We start from the raw sequence: 18,361 nt of genomic DNA, 5'->3' as shown, positions 1-18,361 counted from the left end.
AATACTGTACATATTTACTTATTCTCTTAGGATCAGCTTCCTAACATAGTGAATACTAAGAAATCAGCCACCCGCCCCGAGAGCCTGAAGAGTAAAATCATGGAACTTGAATACGAGAGTAAACGCCCGCTGTATATCCCGCACGCTGGCCCGATCCTGCTGGAATTCCCGCTGCTCAACAAAGGCAGTGCCTTCACCGAAGAAGAGCGCAGCAACTTCAACTTGCATGGACTGCTGCCGGAAGCCGTTGAAACTATAGAAGAACAAGCCGAACGCGCCTACCGTCAGTTTCAGGATTTCAAAACCGATATCGATAAACACATCTATCTGCGCAATATACAGGACACCAACGAAACCCTGTTTTACCGCCTGATTGACTCCCATCTCAGCGAAATGATGCCGGTGATTTATACCCCGACCGTGGGCGAAGCCTGTGAACATTTCTCTGATATTTACCGCCGCGCACGCGGTCTGTTTATCTCTTATCCGAATCGCGCGCACATCGACGACATGTTGCAGAACGCCACCAAACAGCACGTTAAAGTGGTTGTCGTGACCGACGGCGAACGCATTCTGGGCCTTGGCGATCAGGGCATCGGAGGAATGGGCATTCCGATTGGTAAGCTGTCGCTTTATACCGCCTGTGGCGGCATCAGCCCGGCTTACACCCTGCCTGTCGTACTGGACGCCGGTACCAACAATCCGCAGTTGCTCAATGACCCGCTCTACATGGGCTGGCGTCACCCGCGTATCACCGGTGACGAGTATTACGCCTTCGTTGACCAGTTCATCGAAGCCGTAAAAGTGCGCTGGCCGAACGTTCTGCTGCAATTCGAAGACTTCGCGCAGAAAAATGCCATGCCGCTGCTGACACGCTACCGTGATGAACTCTGCTGTTTCAACGACGATATTCAGGGTACGGCGTCCGTGACGCTCGGCAGCCTGATTGCCGCCTGTAAAGCAGCCGGCAGCCGTCTGCGTGACCAGACCGTGACTTTCCTCGGTGCCGGTTCCGCCGGTTGCGGTATCGCTGAGCAGATCATTGCTCAGATGAAATCCGAAGGGCTGAGCGAAGAAGAAGCGCGCGCTAAAGTCTTCATGGTGGACAGATTCGGCCTGCTGACCGATAAACTGCCCAACCTGCTCGATTTCCAAAGCAAGCTGACGCAAAAAAGCGCCGACCTCAACGTCTGGGGGCTGAACAACGACAGCATCTCCCTGCTGGACGTGGTTCGTTATGCTAAACCTACCGTGCTGATTGGCGTATCAGGCCAGCCGGGGCTGTTTACCGAAGAGCTGATCCGTGAGATGCACAAGCACTGCGCGCGTCCGATCGTCATGCCGCTGAGCAACCCGACGTCCCGCGTTGAAGCGCAGCCCGCTGATATCATTAACTGGACCGACGGGGCTGCGCTGGTCGCGACCGGCAGCCCGTTCGCGCCAGTGCATTACAAAGGCCAGGTCTACCCCATTGCGCAGTGCAACAACTCCTATATCTTCCCCGGCATTGGTCTCGCAGTAGTCGCTTCGGGTGCCACCCGCGTTACCGACGGAATGCTGATGGCCGCCAGCCGCGCACTCGCTGAGTGTTCACCGCTGGCCACCGACGGCGTGGGTTCACTGCTGCCGGATGTGGATGATATTCAGGGCGTCTCAAAATGCATCGCGATGGAAGTGGGTAAAGCCGCCCAGTTGCAGGGCGTGGCAATGGTGACCTCGGAGGATGCGCTGTCGAAAGCCATCGAGCACAACTTCTGGGCACCACAATACCGTGATTACAAACGCACCTCGTTCTGACTAAGGCGCGTTTTTGAGTCCATTGATCAGGGCCAATGTCTTAAGGCATTGGCCCTTTTTATGCAAAAAATACGGTGGCGGTTCCAAACTCTCGAGTAATTGGCTGAAAACTGCCGAAAAATTCCGCGAAGCCTCGAGATCGCGCTTTGTGCTTATTGCATGGTTCTCGCTGGTCAAGTAGCCTTGAAGCCCTGATTTCCAGCGTTCTACTCCACACGGGGCACCATCATGTTTAAAAGGCTCATATTAGGCTTCACTGGCATCGTCGTACTGATGCTGGTTGTGGCTATTGGGCTTGACCGGTGGATGAGCTGGAAAACCAAAGACTATATCTATGATGAGGTGCAGGAACTGCCGCACCGTCAGGTTGGTGTTGTGCTCGGTACCGCAAAATACTACCGCACCGGCGTGCCCAACCAGTATTACCTCTACCGTATTCAGGGTGCCATTAACGCTTATAACAGCGGCAAGGTTAAATACCTGCTGCTCAGCGGTGATAATGCCCAGCAAAGTTATAACGAACCGATGACCATGCGTCGTGACCTGATGGCCGCGGGCATTCCTGCCAGTGATATCGTACTCGACTACGCCGGGTTCCGAACGCTGGACTCCATCGTACGCACCCGTAAAGTGTTCGATACCAACGACTTCATCATCATCACACAACGTTTCCACTGTGAGCGTGCGCTTTATATTGCGCTGCATATGGGGATTCAGGCGCAGTGTTTTGCCGTCCCGTCACCGAAAGACATCATGACCGTGCGCGTGCGCGAAATTTTTGCCCGCCTCGGCGCGCTGACGGATCTCTACATTCTTAAACGTGAGCCGCGCTTCCTGGGCCCGCTTATCCCGATCCCGGCCGTACATCATATTCCTGACGATGCTCAGGGATACCCTGCGGTAACGCCGGAGCAGCTGCTGGTATTACAGCAACGTCTGGCCGATGAGAAGAAAGCCGCTATTGCCAAAGCTGCGCAACTGAAAGCCGACGCTGAAAAAGCTACCGCCGATAAGGCCGCCGCGGTTGAAGCAGCCAGAATCAAAGCCGAGCAGGACGTCAGCGACGCTGAGCAGGATGACACCGAAGATGCCACGCCGCCACCCGCTGCCGCGCCAACGGAGCCCGGCAGAAATCCGTTCTCCCAGTCACGCCCTTTCACCCATTAATGTTGGTATGCAAAAAGAGCGCCGAAGCGTCTAATGCAAACCTTTTAAGGATCAGTTGGCTGACATAATGGATCTTGTAAAAAGGGTTAATGTTCAGACTGGCAGCTTTTTTACGCCTGCGCCATGAGGCCACCAGACGCACGACACGCGGCGAAAGCGCCAACTCACATCAACATCGGGCGAGAAATCTAAAACCCCACCACGGCGCGCTCAGCGGCGGCACGGTGATTAATATTTTTTGGAAAAATGTGGATCCATGCAGCACAAATGCACATTTACTCACCAACATTGAACACTTACACTTCCCACACGGACTTAATGGAGATTAACCAGGAGCGGTTATGTACTACAGCAATGAAGTCATTAGTTATCTTCAGGCCAATAAAATCCTCGCACTAAAGCTCGATCACGCATTTACGAGCGCCGGAAAGACGGTATCAACTCAGATTGAAACAATAGGAGCGGGCGCACAACGCGCGTTGTATTACACCTCCTGCTTTACCGATGAATATCAGGACGTTTGTCAGCAACAAAAGACCGAAGATATACGATTCTCTAAAGGGGTTTATCATCTTCTACGACATACCGATGTTGTATATGAAATGCTTAAAATCTATTTTGATGACGTATTCAAATACAAAACGTCCGATCAGATAGAGCACATCAAACAAATGCTCATGGCTGTGAATGTCCACATTGCCGCAAGCTCACTCACAAACGCCGGATTCGCTTTAGCGGCAGCATCGGCCGTCGCCGTTGGCATGAATCTAAGTCTTGAAATCAGCGCAATAGTAGGCGGCTGGGCTTCTAGGGGAATCGCATCAGTTGGCATATATGGCGTTGTTCAGAAAGCAGCAGATAGCGCACGTCGCCTTCACTTTACTTACCCGAGTTACTACGCTGCGCTATATGCTCAAGAACTGGAAATGATGTACTTCCTGATAGAACCATTGTTTGAGCGGGCTGAGGCGCTTAAAGCACAATGGGCGTCGGATAGTGGTATTGCCGACATCATCACCAAGATGATTCGATAAAACATGATGAATCTTATCAAAAGATTTTTTAGGCGGATATTCAGGTCATTATTTTCGATGTACGGGCCCGCAGCACTAACACTCATATTTGCGGTTGTTCTAGTGCATTTCTTCCCTGATGGCCCTATATGGCCTGTACCCGTATTCCTCGTATTCATGCTGGTTATTTTTGGTCGCTACGTGAAATGGTAATCGTCTGACAATTACCATTATTTGAAATTAATTTATAAGGAAATTGAATGTCCACTCCCGCACATTTATGGCTTGAAGATGAGAACGGCTCTCCGATTGTCGGTAGTTGTTTGATGCCAATGCGTTTAGGCTCCATCGAATTAAAATCATTCTCCCACGGTGTAACTATTCCTGTTGATGCGCATATGGGAAAACTCACCGGAACACGAGTTCACCGGCCTATCGTGATAGTGAAAGAATTCGACCAGACTACGCCGCTTCTATATCGCGCTGTATGTGAAGGCCGAATCATGAAGAAGGCGACAATCAAGATGTACCGTATCTTAGAATCCGGCATCGAGGCCGAGTATTTCAATATTATTCTGGATAACGTCAAGATCACGACGATTGCGCCGTATTTGGCCCCAAATGGTATGAGCAGCACACATTTGGAAACGCTCGAATTACGGTATGAGGCGATCACTTGGAAGTACACGGATGGAAACATTATCTACCGCGATACATGGAATGAACGTTGCGTAGCCTGATACCCTTCCCGACCAGGGGCGGTGCGAAAATGCTGATAACCTTCTGCACTTCTTCGTCGTACGACAGTTGTTAATCGGGCTGCCGTGGGCATCGCCGGGAACAATCCCGAGTCATCTGAAGCACTTTTACAGCAACACAGCGATGCTGAAATTACCCGAAAGGCGAGAGCGGGAGTATGCGAGAGAAGTGAGAGAAAAAAGGTCGAAATATCCCTTAAAAAAAATGCCAGTCACCTTAAGTGACCAGCATTGGCCGAAGCGCCCTTTTGTTTACTCTGCTGTGCAGACTCAATCCGGTTTGGACGCTTACTTCTTCTTGGCGTATTTCAATGAATCCAGCGCCACGGCGAAGATGATGATTGAACCCTTGATGATGTACTGCCAGTAAGGGTTCACACCAATGTACGTCAGGCCGTAGTTGATGACGGTAAAGATAAGCACACCGGTCACTACACCAGCGACAGAACCCACCCCACCCGCAAATGACACCCCACCAACGACGCAGGCAGCGATGGCATCCAGCTCGTACATAAAGCCGAGGTTGTTAGTGGCACTGCCGATACGCCCCGCTTCCAGCAAACCGCCGAAGGCGTAGAACACACCTGACAGGGCATAAATCATGATCAGGTTTAACGGTACGTTAACGCCGGACACTTTTGCCGCTTCCGGGTTACCACCGATGGCGAAGATATTTTTACCAAAACGGGTTTTATTCCACAGTACCCAGACGAAGCCAATAGCTATCAGCGCGTAGAAGGTAATGAATGAAAGTTTCAGGCCGCCAATCTGAATAAAGCCTTGGGCGAAATGCGAGAAACCAGGGTCGAAACCGGCGACCGGAGATGAGCCCACGTAGTCGTAATACAGCGAGTTAATGCCGTAAACGATAATCATGGTACCTAACGTGGTAATAAAAGGCGTCACATTCAGGTAGGCGATAATAATACCGTTCAGTAACCCAATGAGCGCCCCAATAATACAGACCGTCAAAATAACCAGCGGAATAGGCACCACGTCCAGATTCGGGAAGACCTTGTTCACGTTGTCCATTGCCTGCAACATGGTGGCCGCAACCACAGCAGCAAGACCTACCTGACGCCCGGCTGACAAGTCAGTACCCTGGGTAACAATCAATCCCGCTACACCGAGTGCAATAATAACGCGCACGGAGGACTGGGTAAGAATATTACTTAAGTTAATCAGACTCAGGAAACTTGGATCCTGGATAATAATAATTGCCAGCAATACCAGCAACACCACATAAATCCCGCCCTCTTTTAAATAAGTGAGCAAACTTTTCTTATTTAATGCTTTCATAATAAGAACCCTTAAAAATTAGAGGTGCAAGGATGCAAGGCGTAAGATTTCATTCTGCGAAGTTGTTTTGGTGTCAACAATTCCCGCAACCTGTCCATTGCTCATAACCAATATTCTGTCTGTAATCCCCAGAAGTTCAGGCATTTCGGAAGAGATAATAATGATCCCTTTCTCTTTTTTCGCCAGCTCGGTGATTAACTGATAAATTTCAAACTTCGCGCCCACATCGATACCGCGCGTCGGTTCATCCAGCATTAAGATTTCCGGCTGAGTTAATAACCAGCGGCCGATAATCACTTTTTGCTGATTTCCCCCGGAAAGCGACCCAATATTGGTGCGGTGTCCTGGTGTTTTTACCCGCATTGCATCGATAACCCATTGGGTATCGCTCTTCATGCGGCCAACGTCGAGCAGGCCCATTTTATTTTTGTAGTTACGGATATTGGAAATCAGCGAGTTAAAGCCGATATCCAGATACGCATAAATACCGGTAGAACGGCGCTCTTCGGTCACTAAGGCAAAGCCGTGGTTAATGGCTTCGTTGGCGCTGTGATTATTAATCTTTTTGCCGTGCAGTTTGATGGTGCCGGCCACTTTCTCGCGGATACCAAACAGGGTTTCCACAATGTCAGTGCGCTTGGCGCCCACCAGACCGGCAATGCCCAGAATCTCACCTTTATGCAGATCAAAAGAGATATCACGGATTGAAGGCTGGCGCAGCGACGTCAGATTTCGGACTTCAAGAATGACCTCTCCCGGTACATTCTGGCGATCCGGAAAACGCTGGCTGAGGGAACGGCCCACCATCATGGAGATAATTTTATCCATGTCGAGGCCTTCCAGCGTCTGGGAGATGATCCACTGACCATCGCGCAGAATCGTTATCTCATCACACAGTTGGAAAATTTCTTCCATCTTGTGCGAGATATATACAATGCCGCAGCCACGGTCTTTCAGCTTGCGGATGATCGTGAACAGATGGTTGACCTCTTTTTCGGTCAATGATGACGTCGGCTCATCCATAATCACGATTTTCGCGTTATAGGAGAAAGCCTTAGCAATTTCAATCATCTGCATCTGAGAAACGGACAGCTTGCCGACTTTCTCACGCGGGTCGATATCAATATCCAGCTCGTCGAAAATGGCTTTGGTGTCGCGGTACATCTTATCCTGATCGACGAAGAAACCTTTGGTCGGGTAACGCCCGAGCCACATGTTGTCCATGACGGTACGCTGCAACACCAGGTTTAATTCCTGATGAACCATCGACACGCCTTGTTCCAGTGCTTCTTTCGAACTTTTAAAATTAATTTCCTGCCCCTGAAACAAAATGGTGCCGGAATCTTTGCTGTAAATACCAAAAAGGCATTTTAATAACGTGGATTTCCCCGCGCCATTCTCACCCATCAGAGCATGAATAGAGTGCGGGCGAACTTTTAAATTCACATTATCGAGTGCCTTGACGCCAGGAAATGATTTATTGATACCACTCATTTCCAGCAAAAACTCGCGGGGTTGCTCGCTGTTTTTATCAGACAATGTTTTGTCAGGGCTATTCATATCGGCCATAGTTGTACCAGGCAAAAGATAAAAAAACTGAGATATTAATTCCTGATATCGCCAAAACGGCCGGTCAGAAAACTGACCGGCGTTTTCGACATAACATCCTGTTAGCAGGTATTAACGTCGTTCAACTCTATTTGTAAAATCCTTCATAAAATCAGATTTCACTTTCACTTCTTATTAATGCCACTACTTAGCTATATATTTAGCTATTTTCTTGTCTGTCCGTATTCTCTGAATTATTTAACAAAGTTAGATAAGTTAGATTGATCTACGGCTACGTAAGGAATACGTACCACTTTGTTTTCAATTTTCCATTTGGTGCCATCAGCAGCAGGTTTACCGTCAGCCAGATTTTTCGCCAAATCGAAGGTTGCTTTAGCCTGATTGTCAGCGTCGTTAAGCACGGTACCGGCCATTGCGCCAGATTTCACCAGTGCCAGCGCTTCTGGCAACGCATCCACACCGAAGACCGGAATGCTGGATTTGTTATGAGATTTCAGTGCTTCTACTGCACCCATTGCCATCGCATCGTTGTTGGCAATAACCACTTCGATTTTGTCAGCGTTTGGACCAGACAACCAGGCATCCATCTTGTCTTTCGCCTGTGCGGTATCCCACATGGCGGTATCAAGTTGCAACTGCTGAGTTTTCAGGCCTTCTTTACCATTCAGCGTGCTGATGACGTATTTGGTACGGGCTTCAGCATCCGGATGGCCCGGTTCGCCTTTGATCAGCACGTACTGGATCACGCCATCTTTGTTGAGGTCCCAGGCTGGCGTGGCTTTCCAATGTTTAGCGATCAGTTCGCCCTGGATAATGCCAGACTCTTTAGAGTCGGTACCGACGTAGTAAGCCTTGTCATAGCTGTCCAGATCTTTACGGGACGGTTCTTTGTTGTAGAACACAACCGGAATGCCAGCGCCGCGGGCTTTCTCGATAATCACCGGGGCCGCAGCCGGGTCAACCAGGTTGATTGCCAGCGCTTTAACGCCTTTTGCCAGCATGACGTCTACCTGGTCATTCTGGGTGGACTGGCTGTTTTGCGAGTCATTCATCAGCAGTTGCACACCAGGAGACGCTTTCGCATCTTTCTCGATGGCTTTACGCACTACAGACATGAAGTTGTCGTCATATTTGTAAATAGTGACACCGATTTTAGTATCAGCAGCATGGGCGGCAGCGCCAAACATCATAGTTGCAGCCAGAGTAGCCAGGGTGAAGACCTTCTTATTCATTTGTATCTCCGGTTATGTAGGGTGGTACAGAGTGTGGCACCGGCAATCCATGCGGGAGCAGTGCGTCCGCGCCTCAACAATCCTGCGGTGCCTGCCTTCCTTGACGTCTGACTTCCTGACTCGCTGTGAAACCTGTCCGGTAGGTCGGACCAAACTGAATCATGTAGAAAACGAATGAATCATAATGGCGTCAATGTTAATAAACTGTGAAAGTTCTCACAGATTGAAAACGGTTACACGACGTTATTTAATCAATAAGTGACCGGTGCCACATTTTGCCAGGGTGCCACGGAGTGACGCCTGACCAGCGTCGGCATGAAACAGTGCGACACCCCCGCCACCAGCTGGTTTGCGGCCCCTTTCAGCGCTAATTCAGTGGCTAATGTCGCCATAGAAACAATCGGATAGCGAACCGTCGTCAATTTCGGGCTTGTGTAGCGCGCAATAGGGATATCGTCGAATCCAACCAGTGAAAAATCCTGTGGAACATTGATACCGTTTTCTTTCAGCACTGCCAGCGCCCCTGCGGCCATCGCGTCGTTATAGGCGAAAATCGCACTCAGATGCAGGTTGCGGCCCAATAACTCCACCATCGCCGCTTCCCCGCCCTGCAGGTCCGGCGAACCCTGCGCACGCCAGCTTTCCGGCGGCGGCTGACGTGTCTGCGTCATTGGTGCTGACGCGTCCTGCGTCATCGCGGCCAGATAGCCCTGATGACGCTGTAATTCGTCTTCAATACCGTGATTGGAACCGATATAACCGATTCGCTGATGCCCCTGCGATAGCAGCAGCCGCGTCGCCATTTCGGCACCCACGACGTTATTAAGGGATACGCAGCGGTGCTCATAACCGGGGATCACACGGTTAACCAGCACCATGCCCGGCACCTGATCCAAAAAGCGTGAAAGTTCGTCATCACCCAGTGCTTTTGCATGTACAATCAGTGCGTTACAGCGCTGGCGAATCAGCACTTCTATCGCGTGACGCTCTTTCTCGGCCTCATGGTAACTGTTGCCGATCAGCACATATTTATGATGGCGCTGGGCCACCATATCCACGGCTTTGACCAGTGCACCAAAGAAGGGATCGGAGACGTCCATCACCACCACGCCGATGGTATCGCTGCTCTGCGTCGCCAGCGCCTGCGCGTTGGCATTTGGCCGGTAACCGAGCGCGGCCACCGCCTGCAGTACCTGCTCGCGTGCCTCTTTACTGGCAATAGCTGGATTATTCAGAACCCGAGAAACCGTTGCGACGGAGACGCCAGCCAGCTTTGCCACATCACGAATGGTGACCATAGGTCGCTCCGTGTTCTGACGGCAAAGAGGTTACGCGGGCGGTGTCGGTACGAAAGGAATAGGGAGGAAAACTCAGGGATAACACCCAGGTGGTGAGAAAGGTACTCAAAAAAGGCCGCAGTACAGTGATCATGGTGTTTCCTGTTTTAGTGTAACGATCGGCTAACTCTGCACGACCGCTATCCTAAACGCTTTGTGAAAACACCTGCGTGAATCTCGTCACAGGAAAGAAAACGTTTACATACAATTCTGCAACCTTTCTCTCATATTCATCATTTTGATGAATATCAGTCCTGTATTTTTAGCTCGACGCCTGAGGCTTTGATAGTCAGTTTTCGCCACACCCACTCCACCGGCCCCTGCCGGAAATAGCGCAACCAGGTCAGCGTGACCAGCAGATTGATGGCCCAGACCAGTGGCACCAGAGCCAGCAGTTCCAGCCGGTCAAAGTGCAGGAAAAAGCCAAAAATATTGAAGAAGGTGACGCAGGCCAGCGTCTGTAACAGATAGTTGGTAAGCGCCATACGCCCGACCTGAGAGATCCAGTGTACCAGCCGTAACCGGGAGAGCTGCGGCCAGAAACCATAACAAAGCGCCAGATAGGCCACCGCCTGCATCAGACCGCCAATTTCCCTCGGGGCCTGCAACAAAAAACCACTCCAGCGGTAATCCCAGCCGAGATGCCATTGCAGGTAAATCACCGGGATCTGGATAAGCAATGAAAGCGGTAACAGTAGCGCAGCCAGTTGCCGGTAGTGGCGCAGACTAAAGCCGCCGCGTAACCAGGTGCTGCGCATCAATCCGGCGCCGAGAAGCATCGCGCCGGCCAGCTCCCAGCCATACTGCACGCCAATGGCAATCAGGCTTGATGACAGCAGATCCAGACGGTTACGGATCGCCTCCAGTCCGCCTTTGAGTTTCCAAAACTGTTCATACTGGATCTCTGCCGGACCGGGCAACCAGAAACTCCCCGGCTTGGGCGTAGAGATAAACCCGAGCATCAGCAGGATTGCCACCCCAATCAGATAGAGCACGATGCCGGTCGTGATCAGCGACTGGCTGCTTCGCCCTTCCCTTACCATGCGCCAGCTCACCAGCCCGATAAGACCATAGGAGAGCAAAATATCGCCGTCCCAGAGAAAGGTGGCGTGCAGCAGGCCGCAAAAGACCAGCAGTGACAGACGGGACTGGATCCAGTGTTTACCGCGCGGTAACAGCAGATAAAGACCGCCACCAAACAGAATGGCAAACATCATCAGGAATTTGCCCTGCGCCACGGCGTCCAGCACCGCCCAGGTCAGGGCATCGCTGTGTGAGGGCTGCCCCGCATACGCAGGGTTAAGATAAGCGGCTTTCGGCAGGCCAAAAGCGCTGATATTGAGCAGTAAAATGCCGAAAATGGCGATGCCACGGGCAAAGTCCAGCGTGGCAATGCGTTGACGCATTTCTGGCGTTCCTTTATGGATTTACGAAGGATGTCTTACCGTGCGCAGAAATTCCTGACGGGTATTCTGGCTGGACTTAAACAGGCCGCCGAGAGACGTCGTGGTGGTGGCGCTGGTCGCATCACGGATACCTCGGGCTTTTACGCAGTAGTGAACGGCGTCAATCGACACGGCCACATTGGTGGTGCCGAGCAGGGTTTGTAATGCCAGCAGGATTTGCTGCGTCAGACGTTCCTGCACCTGCGGACGCTGTGAGAAGAACTGCACAATACGGTTGATTTTCGACAAACCAATCACTTTATCTTTCGGAATATAGGCCACGGTGGCTTTGCCATCGATGGTCACAAAGTGATGTTCGCAGGTACTGGTCAGCGTGATGTCGCGCACTGTCACCATTTCATCGACCTTCATCTTGTTTTCGATAACGGTGATTTTAGGGAAGTTGGCATAATCCAGACCGGAGAAGATCTCATCGACATACATCTTGGCGATGCGGCGTGGCGTTTCCGTCAGACTGTCATCGGCCAGATCAAGATTGAGCAACTGCATGATGCCGGTCATATGTTCTTGGATCCGCTGCTTGCGCGTTTCATTATCGATTGGCAGGGGTTCACGCAGTGGGGTTTCCAGACCACGGGCCATTAATGCCTCATGGACCAGGATGGCTTCTTTACTCAACGTCGACATAGTCTCTCTCCGGCAGGTCCTGCAAATGTAGTCAGTTTGACGCAGATCACGTCAAAAAGAGGTGGCTTACTGTAGTGGAGAGCGGATCCATAATCCAGTGATTGTGTTTCATGATAGGTGAAATAGCTGCTCGTTATCATCCCCCGGCAATCTGCCCACACAGGCTGCCGGGAATTTCTGCTTAGGAAAGAACCGCCTGCTCTGCGGGCCGACGAACCACCAGCGCACCGGCGATAATAAAGCCGATCAGGGCAACATACAGCGCTGGTTCAAGGCGATGGGTCAGTGAGGTGGAAATCGCGGACAGAATCGGCCCGAACAGTTGACCGATGGCGTAACCGGTGGTCAGCAATCCGGCCAGATAGCGGCTGTGATTAGGCGCCAGTTCGCGTCCACATTGTAGTGCCAGTTGCACCACGCTCAGGAAACCACCGCCCACCAGCAGCGCGCCGAGTACCAGTCCGGTCACGCCCGGCACCACTTCTGCGCACAAGATACCCAGCCCCTGCGCCCATAATGTCAGGGCCAGACGCGTGTGGCTGGTCAGGCGGTGACGGGTCAGGATGCCTATAACAATGCCAATTACCGCCGCGCCGCCAAATACCGGCCAGACAAACTGTGCAAACAGGCTGTCTGGAAAACGGGCGTTCGCCATCTGCGATAAAAAGGTCGCGGGCAGAATGTAGCCAAATCCGGCCAGACTGTAGCAGAGCACCAGACGTTTCAGCGCTGGCGTCATTTTCAGCGGTTCGGTGGCAACATGCGCACGATGCAGATCGCCCTTGCGCGGCAGATTCACACTGATTAACGCAATTAGGATCAGCGCCAGTACGCCATACACGCTCCACGCCTCGGCCGACGTCAGTTGCAGGCTATGGATCCCCACGGCCAGCATACCGCTGAGGAAGATCCCCGCGCCCGGCCCCGCGAACACCGCCGCACTCATGGCCGGACGACCGAAATGCATCAACCGCTCATTACACCACGCCGACACCAACACCATCGCCCAGCCGCTGGTCCAGCCAATCATAAAGCGGATCACGCTGTGCAGCACTTCGCCGGTCACCGCCGCAGAAAGCAGTGTCAGCACCACCGCACCCCACACGCCGAGCCACAGGCGGCGCTCAAGATGACGGGTCGCACGCATCGCGTCAAACGCCCCGCACAGATATCCGAGATAGTTAACCGCCGCCACCAGCCCGGCGCCGGTCAGGCTAAACTGATGTTCAGCTATCATTAAAGGCACCTGCGGCGTGAAGGCAAACCGCCCGATGCCCATCGCGACCACAAAGGCCAGAAAACCACTTAATGCAATACGAAATGCCATACCGTTCAGCCCCGCCCATGTAATTTACAATTTCGCAACACCGAACAAACATAATGAAATTGTAAAATCGAAACACCTTCTTTCTTACGAGAAGGTCAAAGTAAAGTGACAACCATCATGCAGGACGCATCAAATCACGAAAACTGAATAATAATCACCAAGTTCTTTCCGTTTTGAGAATCAGTAATTTTATGTATACTGAATTCCACCCTTCTTTCAGAGAGCAGATCATGGATCTTACCCAGCTGCGGATGTTTTGCAGTGTGGCCGAAACCGGATCGCTGACCCGTGCCGCCGAGCAACTGCACCGAGTGCCGTCGAACCTGACCACCCGTTTGCGCCAGCTTGAGCTGGAACTCGGCACCGATCTGTTCATCCGGGAAAAACAGCGCATCCGCCTGTCGGCGATGGGCCACAACTTCCTTAATTATGCCCAGCGCATTCTGGCACTAAGCGATGAAGCCATGAGCATCACCCATGCTGGTGAACCGGCCGGAAGCTTTGCGCTGGGTTCGATGGAGAGCACTGCCGCGACCCGGCTGCCCGTTCTGCTGGCGTCTTATCATCAGCACTATCCGCAGGTGGCGCTGTCGCTGAGCACCGCGACCTCCGGCGAAACCATCGACGGCGTACGCGCCGGGCGTCTGGCTGCGGCGCTGGTCGACGGCCCGATCGACTTTGACGACATTAACGGCTGCATTGCCTTTCGTGAGCGCATGGTGGTTATCTCCCCGCTCGGCGAAGCGCCGCTGCAAAACCCGCCCGGACGCCCCGCGCATACCGTCTTTGCCTTCCGCCAGAGCTGCTCTTATCGCACGCGGCTACAGGCGTGGATTAAACATACCGGCCTGCCGGTCACTAACATCATGGAAATTCAGTCTTACCACTCGATGGTCGCCTGTGTGGCCAGTGGCGCAGGCATTGCCATGGTGCCGCGCAGCGTACTCGAGCAGTTGCCCGGCCACGAACGTGTACAGGTCAATGAAATCCCGGATGAATTTGCCGATACCGCCACCTGGCTTATCTGGCGGCGTGACGCATTCAGCCCGAATGTGCGGGCACTGAAAGAGCTGATTATCGTACAGAACGACGGCGTGGTGCCGTTGCTTAAACACCCGATTACCGGTGAAATTCACCCGGTGATGAATTCAGGAGCACTACCATGAGCACCGATATGAAAATGATTAAAACCCGCGCGGCTGTTGCCTGGGGTCCAAACCAACCGCTGTCGATTGAAGAAGTGGATCTGATGCCGCCGCAAAAAGGTGAAGTCCTGGTGCGCATCGTGGCAACCGGCGTGTGTCATACCGACGCCTACACCCTGTCCGGCAAAGACCCTGAGGGCGTCTTCCCGGCGATCCTCGGCCACGAAGGCGGCGGCGTGGTTGAAGCCATCGGTGAAGGCGTGACCAGCGTTGCCATCGGCGACCATGTTATCCCGCTCTACACCCCGGAATGCGGCGAGTGCAAATTCTGTAAATCCGGCAAAACCAACCTCTGTCAGGCCATCCGCGCTACGCAGGGCAAAGGTCTGATGCCAGACGGCACTACCCGCTTCTTCAAAGACGGCAAGCCGATTTTCCACTATATGGGTACCTCGACCTTCTCCGAATACACCGTGGTTCCTGAGATTTCTCTGGCGAAAATCAACAAAGAAGCGCCGCTGGAAGAAGTTTGCCTGCTCGGTTGTGGCGTGACCACTGGCATGGGTGCCGTGATGAACACCGCCAAAGTACAAAAAGGCGACACCGTGGCGATCTTCGGCCTTGGCGGCATTGGCCTGTCGGCGGTTATCGGCGCAGTGATGGCCGGTGCGAGCCGCATCATCGGTATTGATCTCAACACCAGCAAATTCGATCTGGCGCGTAAACTCGGTGCCACTGATCTGATCAATCCGAAAGATTTCGATAAGCCAATTCAGGACGTGATCGTCGAAATGACCGACGGTGGCGTGGACTTCTCCTTCGAGTGCATCGGCAACGTTAACGTGATGCGTTCCGCGCTGGAGTGCTGTCACAAAGGCTGGGGCGAATCCGTTATTATTGGCGTAGCCGGTGCCGGTGAAGAGATCTCCACCCGTCCGTTCCAACTGGTGACCGGCCGCGTATGGCGTGGTTCTGCGTTCGGCGGCGTGAAAGGTCGTTCCCAATTGCCGGGCATCGTGCAGCGTTATCTTGACGGTGAATTCGCCCTCAATGACTTCATCACCCACACCATGCCGCTTGAAAAGATCAACGAAGCCTTTGATTTAATGCATGAAGGAAAGTCTATTCGCACAGTTATTCACTTTAATAAATAAGGAATTCTGGCGATGAGCAGCTCGATAGAACTTCTCGAAGAACACCGGATGTTTGGCGGCTGGCAGCAGCGCTACCGTCATACGTCTGGGAGCCTCAATTGCAGCATGACGTTCAGCATTTACCTGCCGCCACCGCGCGATGATAACCCGCCGCCGGTGCTTTACTGGCTGTCAGGGCTGACCTGCAATGACGAGAACTTTACGGTGAAAGCCGGGGCGCAGCGTATCGCCGCGGAACTGGGTCTGGTGCTGGTCATGCCGGACACCAGCCCGCGCGGTGACGGCGTCGCCAATGACGAAGGTTACGATCTGGGTCAGGGTGCTGGTTTTTATCTCAACGCCACCCGTTCCCCGTGGGCTGAACATTACCGCATGTACGACTATGTGATTGATGAACTGCCCACGCTGATTGCCGGGCATTTCAGCGTCAGCGATAAGCAGTCAATTTGCGGGCATTCGATGGGCGGTCACGGCGCATTGATGCTGGCCCTGCGCAATCCGCTGCGCTTTCGCTCGGTGTCGGCCTTTGCGCCTATCGTCAATCCGTGTCAGGTGCCGTGGGGCCGGAAAGCCTTCAGCACTTATCTCGGTGATGATGAAACCCTGTGGCTGAATTATGACAGTTGCCATCTGCTGAACGCCCTGCCAAAAGATCAGAAAACCTTCCCGATTCTGGTCGATCAGGGAGATGGCGACCAGTTTCTGGCCGACCAGTTACAGCCCTCGAAACTGGCGGAGATCGCCCGTCAGCGCAGCTGGCCGTTACAGCTACGGGCCCAGCCGGGGTACGATCATAGCTATTTCACGATAGCGACGTTTATTGAGGATCACCTCAAATTCCATGCAAAGTATTTGCATGATTGAGCTGAACCGTTGTGACAGCCTTTCTTGAGCCGCTGCCCAAACCTGCTTTAAATCTTTAAATTCAAAACCGTGGGCCTCGGCCCACACCGACCAGGAGAGGCGTAAACGCGCCTCCCCTGGACCCCTGCGTTTTTTCTCTGAGGCACCGACAGCTTCGCCGCTGGCAGGGCGCGTGTTTCAGCCACTTCCGTTCCCGGCGCAAAATGTCACGGCTTCGCCGTCCCCGTATTTCGGGTTCGAGCCTCAGGTCTCGAACCGCTCATCCGGTGCCATTTTTGACTGCGCCTTAGCGGCTATGTAGGTCAAAAGATAAAAGGCAAAAAAAAAGCAAAAAGAAGCACGCTCTGATTTTGGATTTAAAAAAGTGTGGGCCGCATTCAAAAATGGCGCTGAGCAAGGGGTTCGAGACCTGTGGCTCGAACCCGCGGCGAAGGCACCGCCTAAGCGGCGACATTTTGCGGCTGTAACAGCGGCACCTGAAACACGACCATTGTGACCCGCGCAGCTGCGGTGCTACAGCAGCAAAAAAACGCAGGATTCCAAAGGGTTTCGTTTAAAACCCTTTGGGCCAGTGTGGGCGGCGAGCCCACGGTGTTGACGTTAAAAGGCCGTTTTGAGCGACAGCCCAAGGTTTTGAAGTTGAATTTAAAAGCGGATTCGGGGCCGCCACCCCCAAATTACCCCTTTAGCTTAGGATCAAGCGCATCTCTGAGCCCATCTCCTAACAGATTAAACGCCAACACAGTCAGAAATATCGCCAAACTTGGGAAAATCGCCACGTGCGGTGCCATTACCATGTCCGCGCGGGCTTCATTGAGCATCGCGCCCCATTCTGGCGTCGGGGGTTGTGCGCCCATACCGAGGAAAGACAGGCTGGCGGCAGTGATGATGGAAGTACCGATACGCATGGTGAAATAGACCACGATGGCAGACAGTGTGCCGGGAAGAATGTGGCGAAACAGGATGGTGGCATCGGATGCGCCGATGCTGCGCGCAGATTCAATATAGGTCTGATGTTTCAGCACCAGCGTATTGCCACGAACCAGACGGGCGAAAGCGGGTACGCTGAAAATCGCCACGGCGATGATCACATTCGACATGCCGTTACCCATCACCGCCACCACCGCGATAGCCAGCAGAATGCCAGGAAAAGCAAACAGCACGTCGCAGATACGCATGGTAATGCGGTCCCACCAGCCTTCGTAGTAACCGGCCATCAGCCCTAACACCGTACCGATTGCGCCACCCAGCACCACGGACAGCACGCCCGCTGCCAGCGATATGCGCGCGCCCATCAGGATGCGGCTAAAGATATCCCGCCCGAGAGAATCTACCCCCAGCCAGTGCACCAGTGACGGCCCCTGATTAAGGCGGTCATAATCGAAATAGTTTTCGGCATCAAAGGGCACCAGCCACGGGGCAAGCGCCGCCACGGCGATCATCAGCAGGACAAAGACGCCCGCCGCCATCGCGATGTGCTGTTTGCGAAAGCGTCGCCAGAAGGCTTTCCACGGAGTGCGCACCGTCTGTTTTTGTACCGATTCCGCGGTCATTACCGGCATTAACGCCAGCACGGCATTTCGCCGCCAGTTTTTCATGCGCTTGC

16 protein-coding genes and 1 pseudogene are annotated in these 18,361 nt (G+C 52.9%); 9 read left to right on the top strand and 8 right to left on the bottom strand.

Features of this window, described 5'->3' with window-relative positions:
• Positions 1-99 precede the first annotated feature (99 nt).
• The 6 genes and pseudogenes from ACZRKO_RS03225 to ACZRKO_RS03200 form a co-directional block, all read left to right on the top strand.
• On the top strand, positions 100-1,797 hold the full coding sequence (locus tag ACZRKO_RS03225) for an NAD-dependent malic enzyme (protein ID WP_463735817.1): 1,698 nt from the start codon (positions 100-102) through the stop codon (positions 1,795-1,797).
• A 228-nt stretch (positions 1,798-2,025) separates the two neighbouring features.
• Positions 2,026-2,964 carry an outer membrane permeability protein SanA gene (sanA, locus tag ACZRKO_RS03220; protein WP_463735816.1) on the top strand — a complete coding sequence of 313 codons (939 nt, stop codon included), beginning with the start codon at positions 2,026-2,028 and terminating at the stop codon, positions 2,962-2,964.
• Positions 2,965-3,305: 341 nt separating this feature from the next.
• Positions 3,306-3,998, top strand: a complete 693-nt coding sequence (locus ACZRKO_RS03215; RefSeq protein ID WP_463735815.1) for a hypothetical protein — start codon at positions 3,306-3,308, stop codon at positions 3,996-3,998.
• A gap of 3 nt (positions 3,999-4,001) precedes the next feature.
• Positions 4,002-4,190, top strand: coding sequence for a hypothetical protein (locus ACZRKO_RS03210; protein ID WP_463735814.1), 189 nt, complete (start codon positions 4,002-4,004; stop codon positions 4,188-4,190).
• Positions 4,191-4,237: 47 nt separating this feature from the next.
• Positions 4,238-4,717 (top strand): Hcp family type VI secretion system effector, encoded by a 480-nt coding sequence (locus ACZRKO_RS03205; protein WP_463735813.1) that lies wholly within the window; start codon positions 4,238-4,240, stop codon positions 4,715-4,717.
• 58 nt (positions 4,718-4,775) lie between these two features.
• Positions 4,776-4,946, top strand: a pseudogene (locus tag ACZRKO_RS03200) (IS4 family transposase); the annotation flags it as partial.
• Between the two features lie 77 nt (positions 4,947-5,023).
• Here ACZRKO_RS03200 and mglC read toward each other — a convergent pair.
• The 7 genes from mglC to ACZRKO_RS03165 all read right to left on the bottom strand — a co-directional run bounded on the left by mglC (position 5,024) and on the right by ACZRKO_RS03165 (position 13,592).
• Complete coding sequence (gene mglC, locus ACZRKO_RS03195) at positions 5,024-6,034, bottom strand: galactose/methyl galactoside ABC transporter permease MglC (protein WP_463735812.1); 1,011 nt, start codon at positions 6,032-6,034, stop codon at positions 5,024-5,026.
• Between the two features lie 18 nt (positions 6,035-6,052).
• A complete protein-coding gene (gene mglA, locus ACZRKO_RS03190) occupies positions 6,053-7,594 on the bottom strand; it encodes a galactose/methyl galactoside ABC transporter ATP-binding protein MglA (protein WP_463737454.1) in 1,542 nt (513 codons plus the stop codon).
• A gap of 242 nt (positions 7,595-7,836) precedes the next feature.
• Positions 7,837-8,835: a galactose/glucose ABC transporter substrate-binding protein MglB gene (gene mglB, locus ACZRKO_RS03185; RefSeq protein ID WP_463735811.1), complete on the bottom strand. Its 999-nt coding sequence runs from the start codon at positions 8,833-8,835 to the stop codon at positions 7,837-7,839.
• A 251-nt stretch (positions 8,836-9,086) separates the two neighbouring features.
• Positions 9,087-10,133, bottom strand: a complete 1,047-nt coding sequence (gene galS / locus ACZRKO_RS03180; protein ID WP_463735810.1) for an HTH-type transcriptional regulator GalS — start codon at positions 10,131-10,133, stop codon at positions 9,087-9,089.
• A gap of 287 nt (positions 10,134-10,420) precedes the next feature.
• Entirely contained in the window at positions 10,421-11,578 is a 1,158-nt protein-coding gene (gene yeiB, locus ACZRKO_RS03175) for a DUF418 domain-containing protein YeiB (RefSeq protein ID WP_463735809.1), read from the bottom strand.
• Positions 11,579-11,599: 21 nt separating this feature from the next.
• Positions 11,600-12,265, bottom strand: coding sequence for a GTP cyclohydrolase I FolE (gene folE, locus ACZRKO_RS03170; RefSeq protein ID WP_463735808.1), 666 nt, complete (start codon positions 12,263-12,265; stop codon positions 11,600-11,602).
• Between the two features lie 181 nt (positions 12,266-12,446).
• Positions 12,447-13,592 carry a YbfB/YjiJ family MFS transporter gene (locus tag ACZRKO_RS03165; protein WP_463735807.1) on the bottom strand — a complete coding sequence of 382 codons (1,146 nt, stop codon included), beginning with the start codon at positions 13,590-13,592 and terminating at the stop codon, positions 12,447-12,449.
• 230 nt (positions 13,593-13,822) lie between these two features.
• On the opposite strand from ACZRKO_RS03165, the gene ptrR reads away from it, so the two are divergent.
• From ptrR to fghA, 3 genes are read left to right on the top strand one after another with little or no spacing between them, the layout of a single operon-like run.
• Complete coding sequence (gene ptrR, locus ACZRKO_RS03160) at positions 13,823-14,758, top strand: putrescine utilization regulator PtrR (protein WP_463735806.1); 936 nt, start codon at positions 13,823-13,825, stop codon at positions 14,756-14,758.
• Positions 14,759-14,766: 8 nt separating this feature from the next.
• Positions 14,767-15,891, top strand: a complete 1,125-nt coding sequence (locus ACZRKO_RS03155; protein ID WP_463737453.1) for an S-(hydroxymethyl)glutathione dehydrogenase/class III alcohol dehydrogenase — start codon at positions 14,767-14,769, stop codon at positions 15,889-15,891.
• A 12-nt stretch (positions 15,892-15,903) separates the two neighbouring features.
• The gene (fghA, locus tag ACZRKO_RS03150; RefSeq protein ID WP_463735805.1) at positions 15,904-16,755 is read left to right on the top strand and encodes an S-formylglutathione hydrolase; all 852 of its coding nucleotides are present in this window, start codon (positions 15,904-15,906) and stop codon (positions 16,753-16,755) included.
• 677 nt (positions 16,756-17,432) lie between these two features.
• On the opposite strand, the gene gsiD is transcribed toward fghA, so the two are convergent.
• Positions 17,433-18,353: a glutathione ABC transporter permease GsiD gene (gsiD, locus tag ACZRKO_RS03145; protein WP_463735804.1), complete on the bottom strand. Its 921-nt coding sequence runs from the start codon at positions 18,351-18,353 to the stop codon at positions 17,433-17,435.
• Positions 18,354-18,361: the final 8 nt, after the last annotated feature.

It is taken from the genome of Ewingella sp. C233, assembly GCF_055407225.1.
This window is presented reverse-complemented; position numbering and strand designations above follow the sequence as displayed.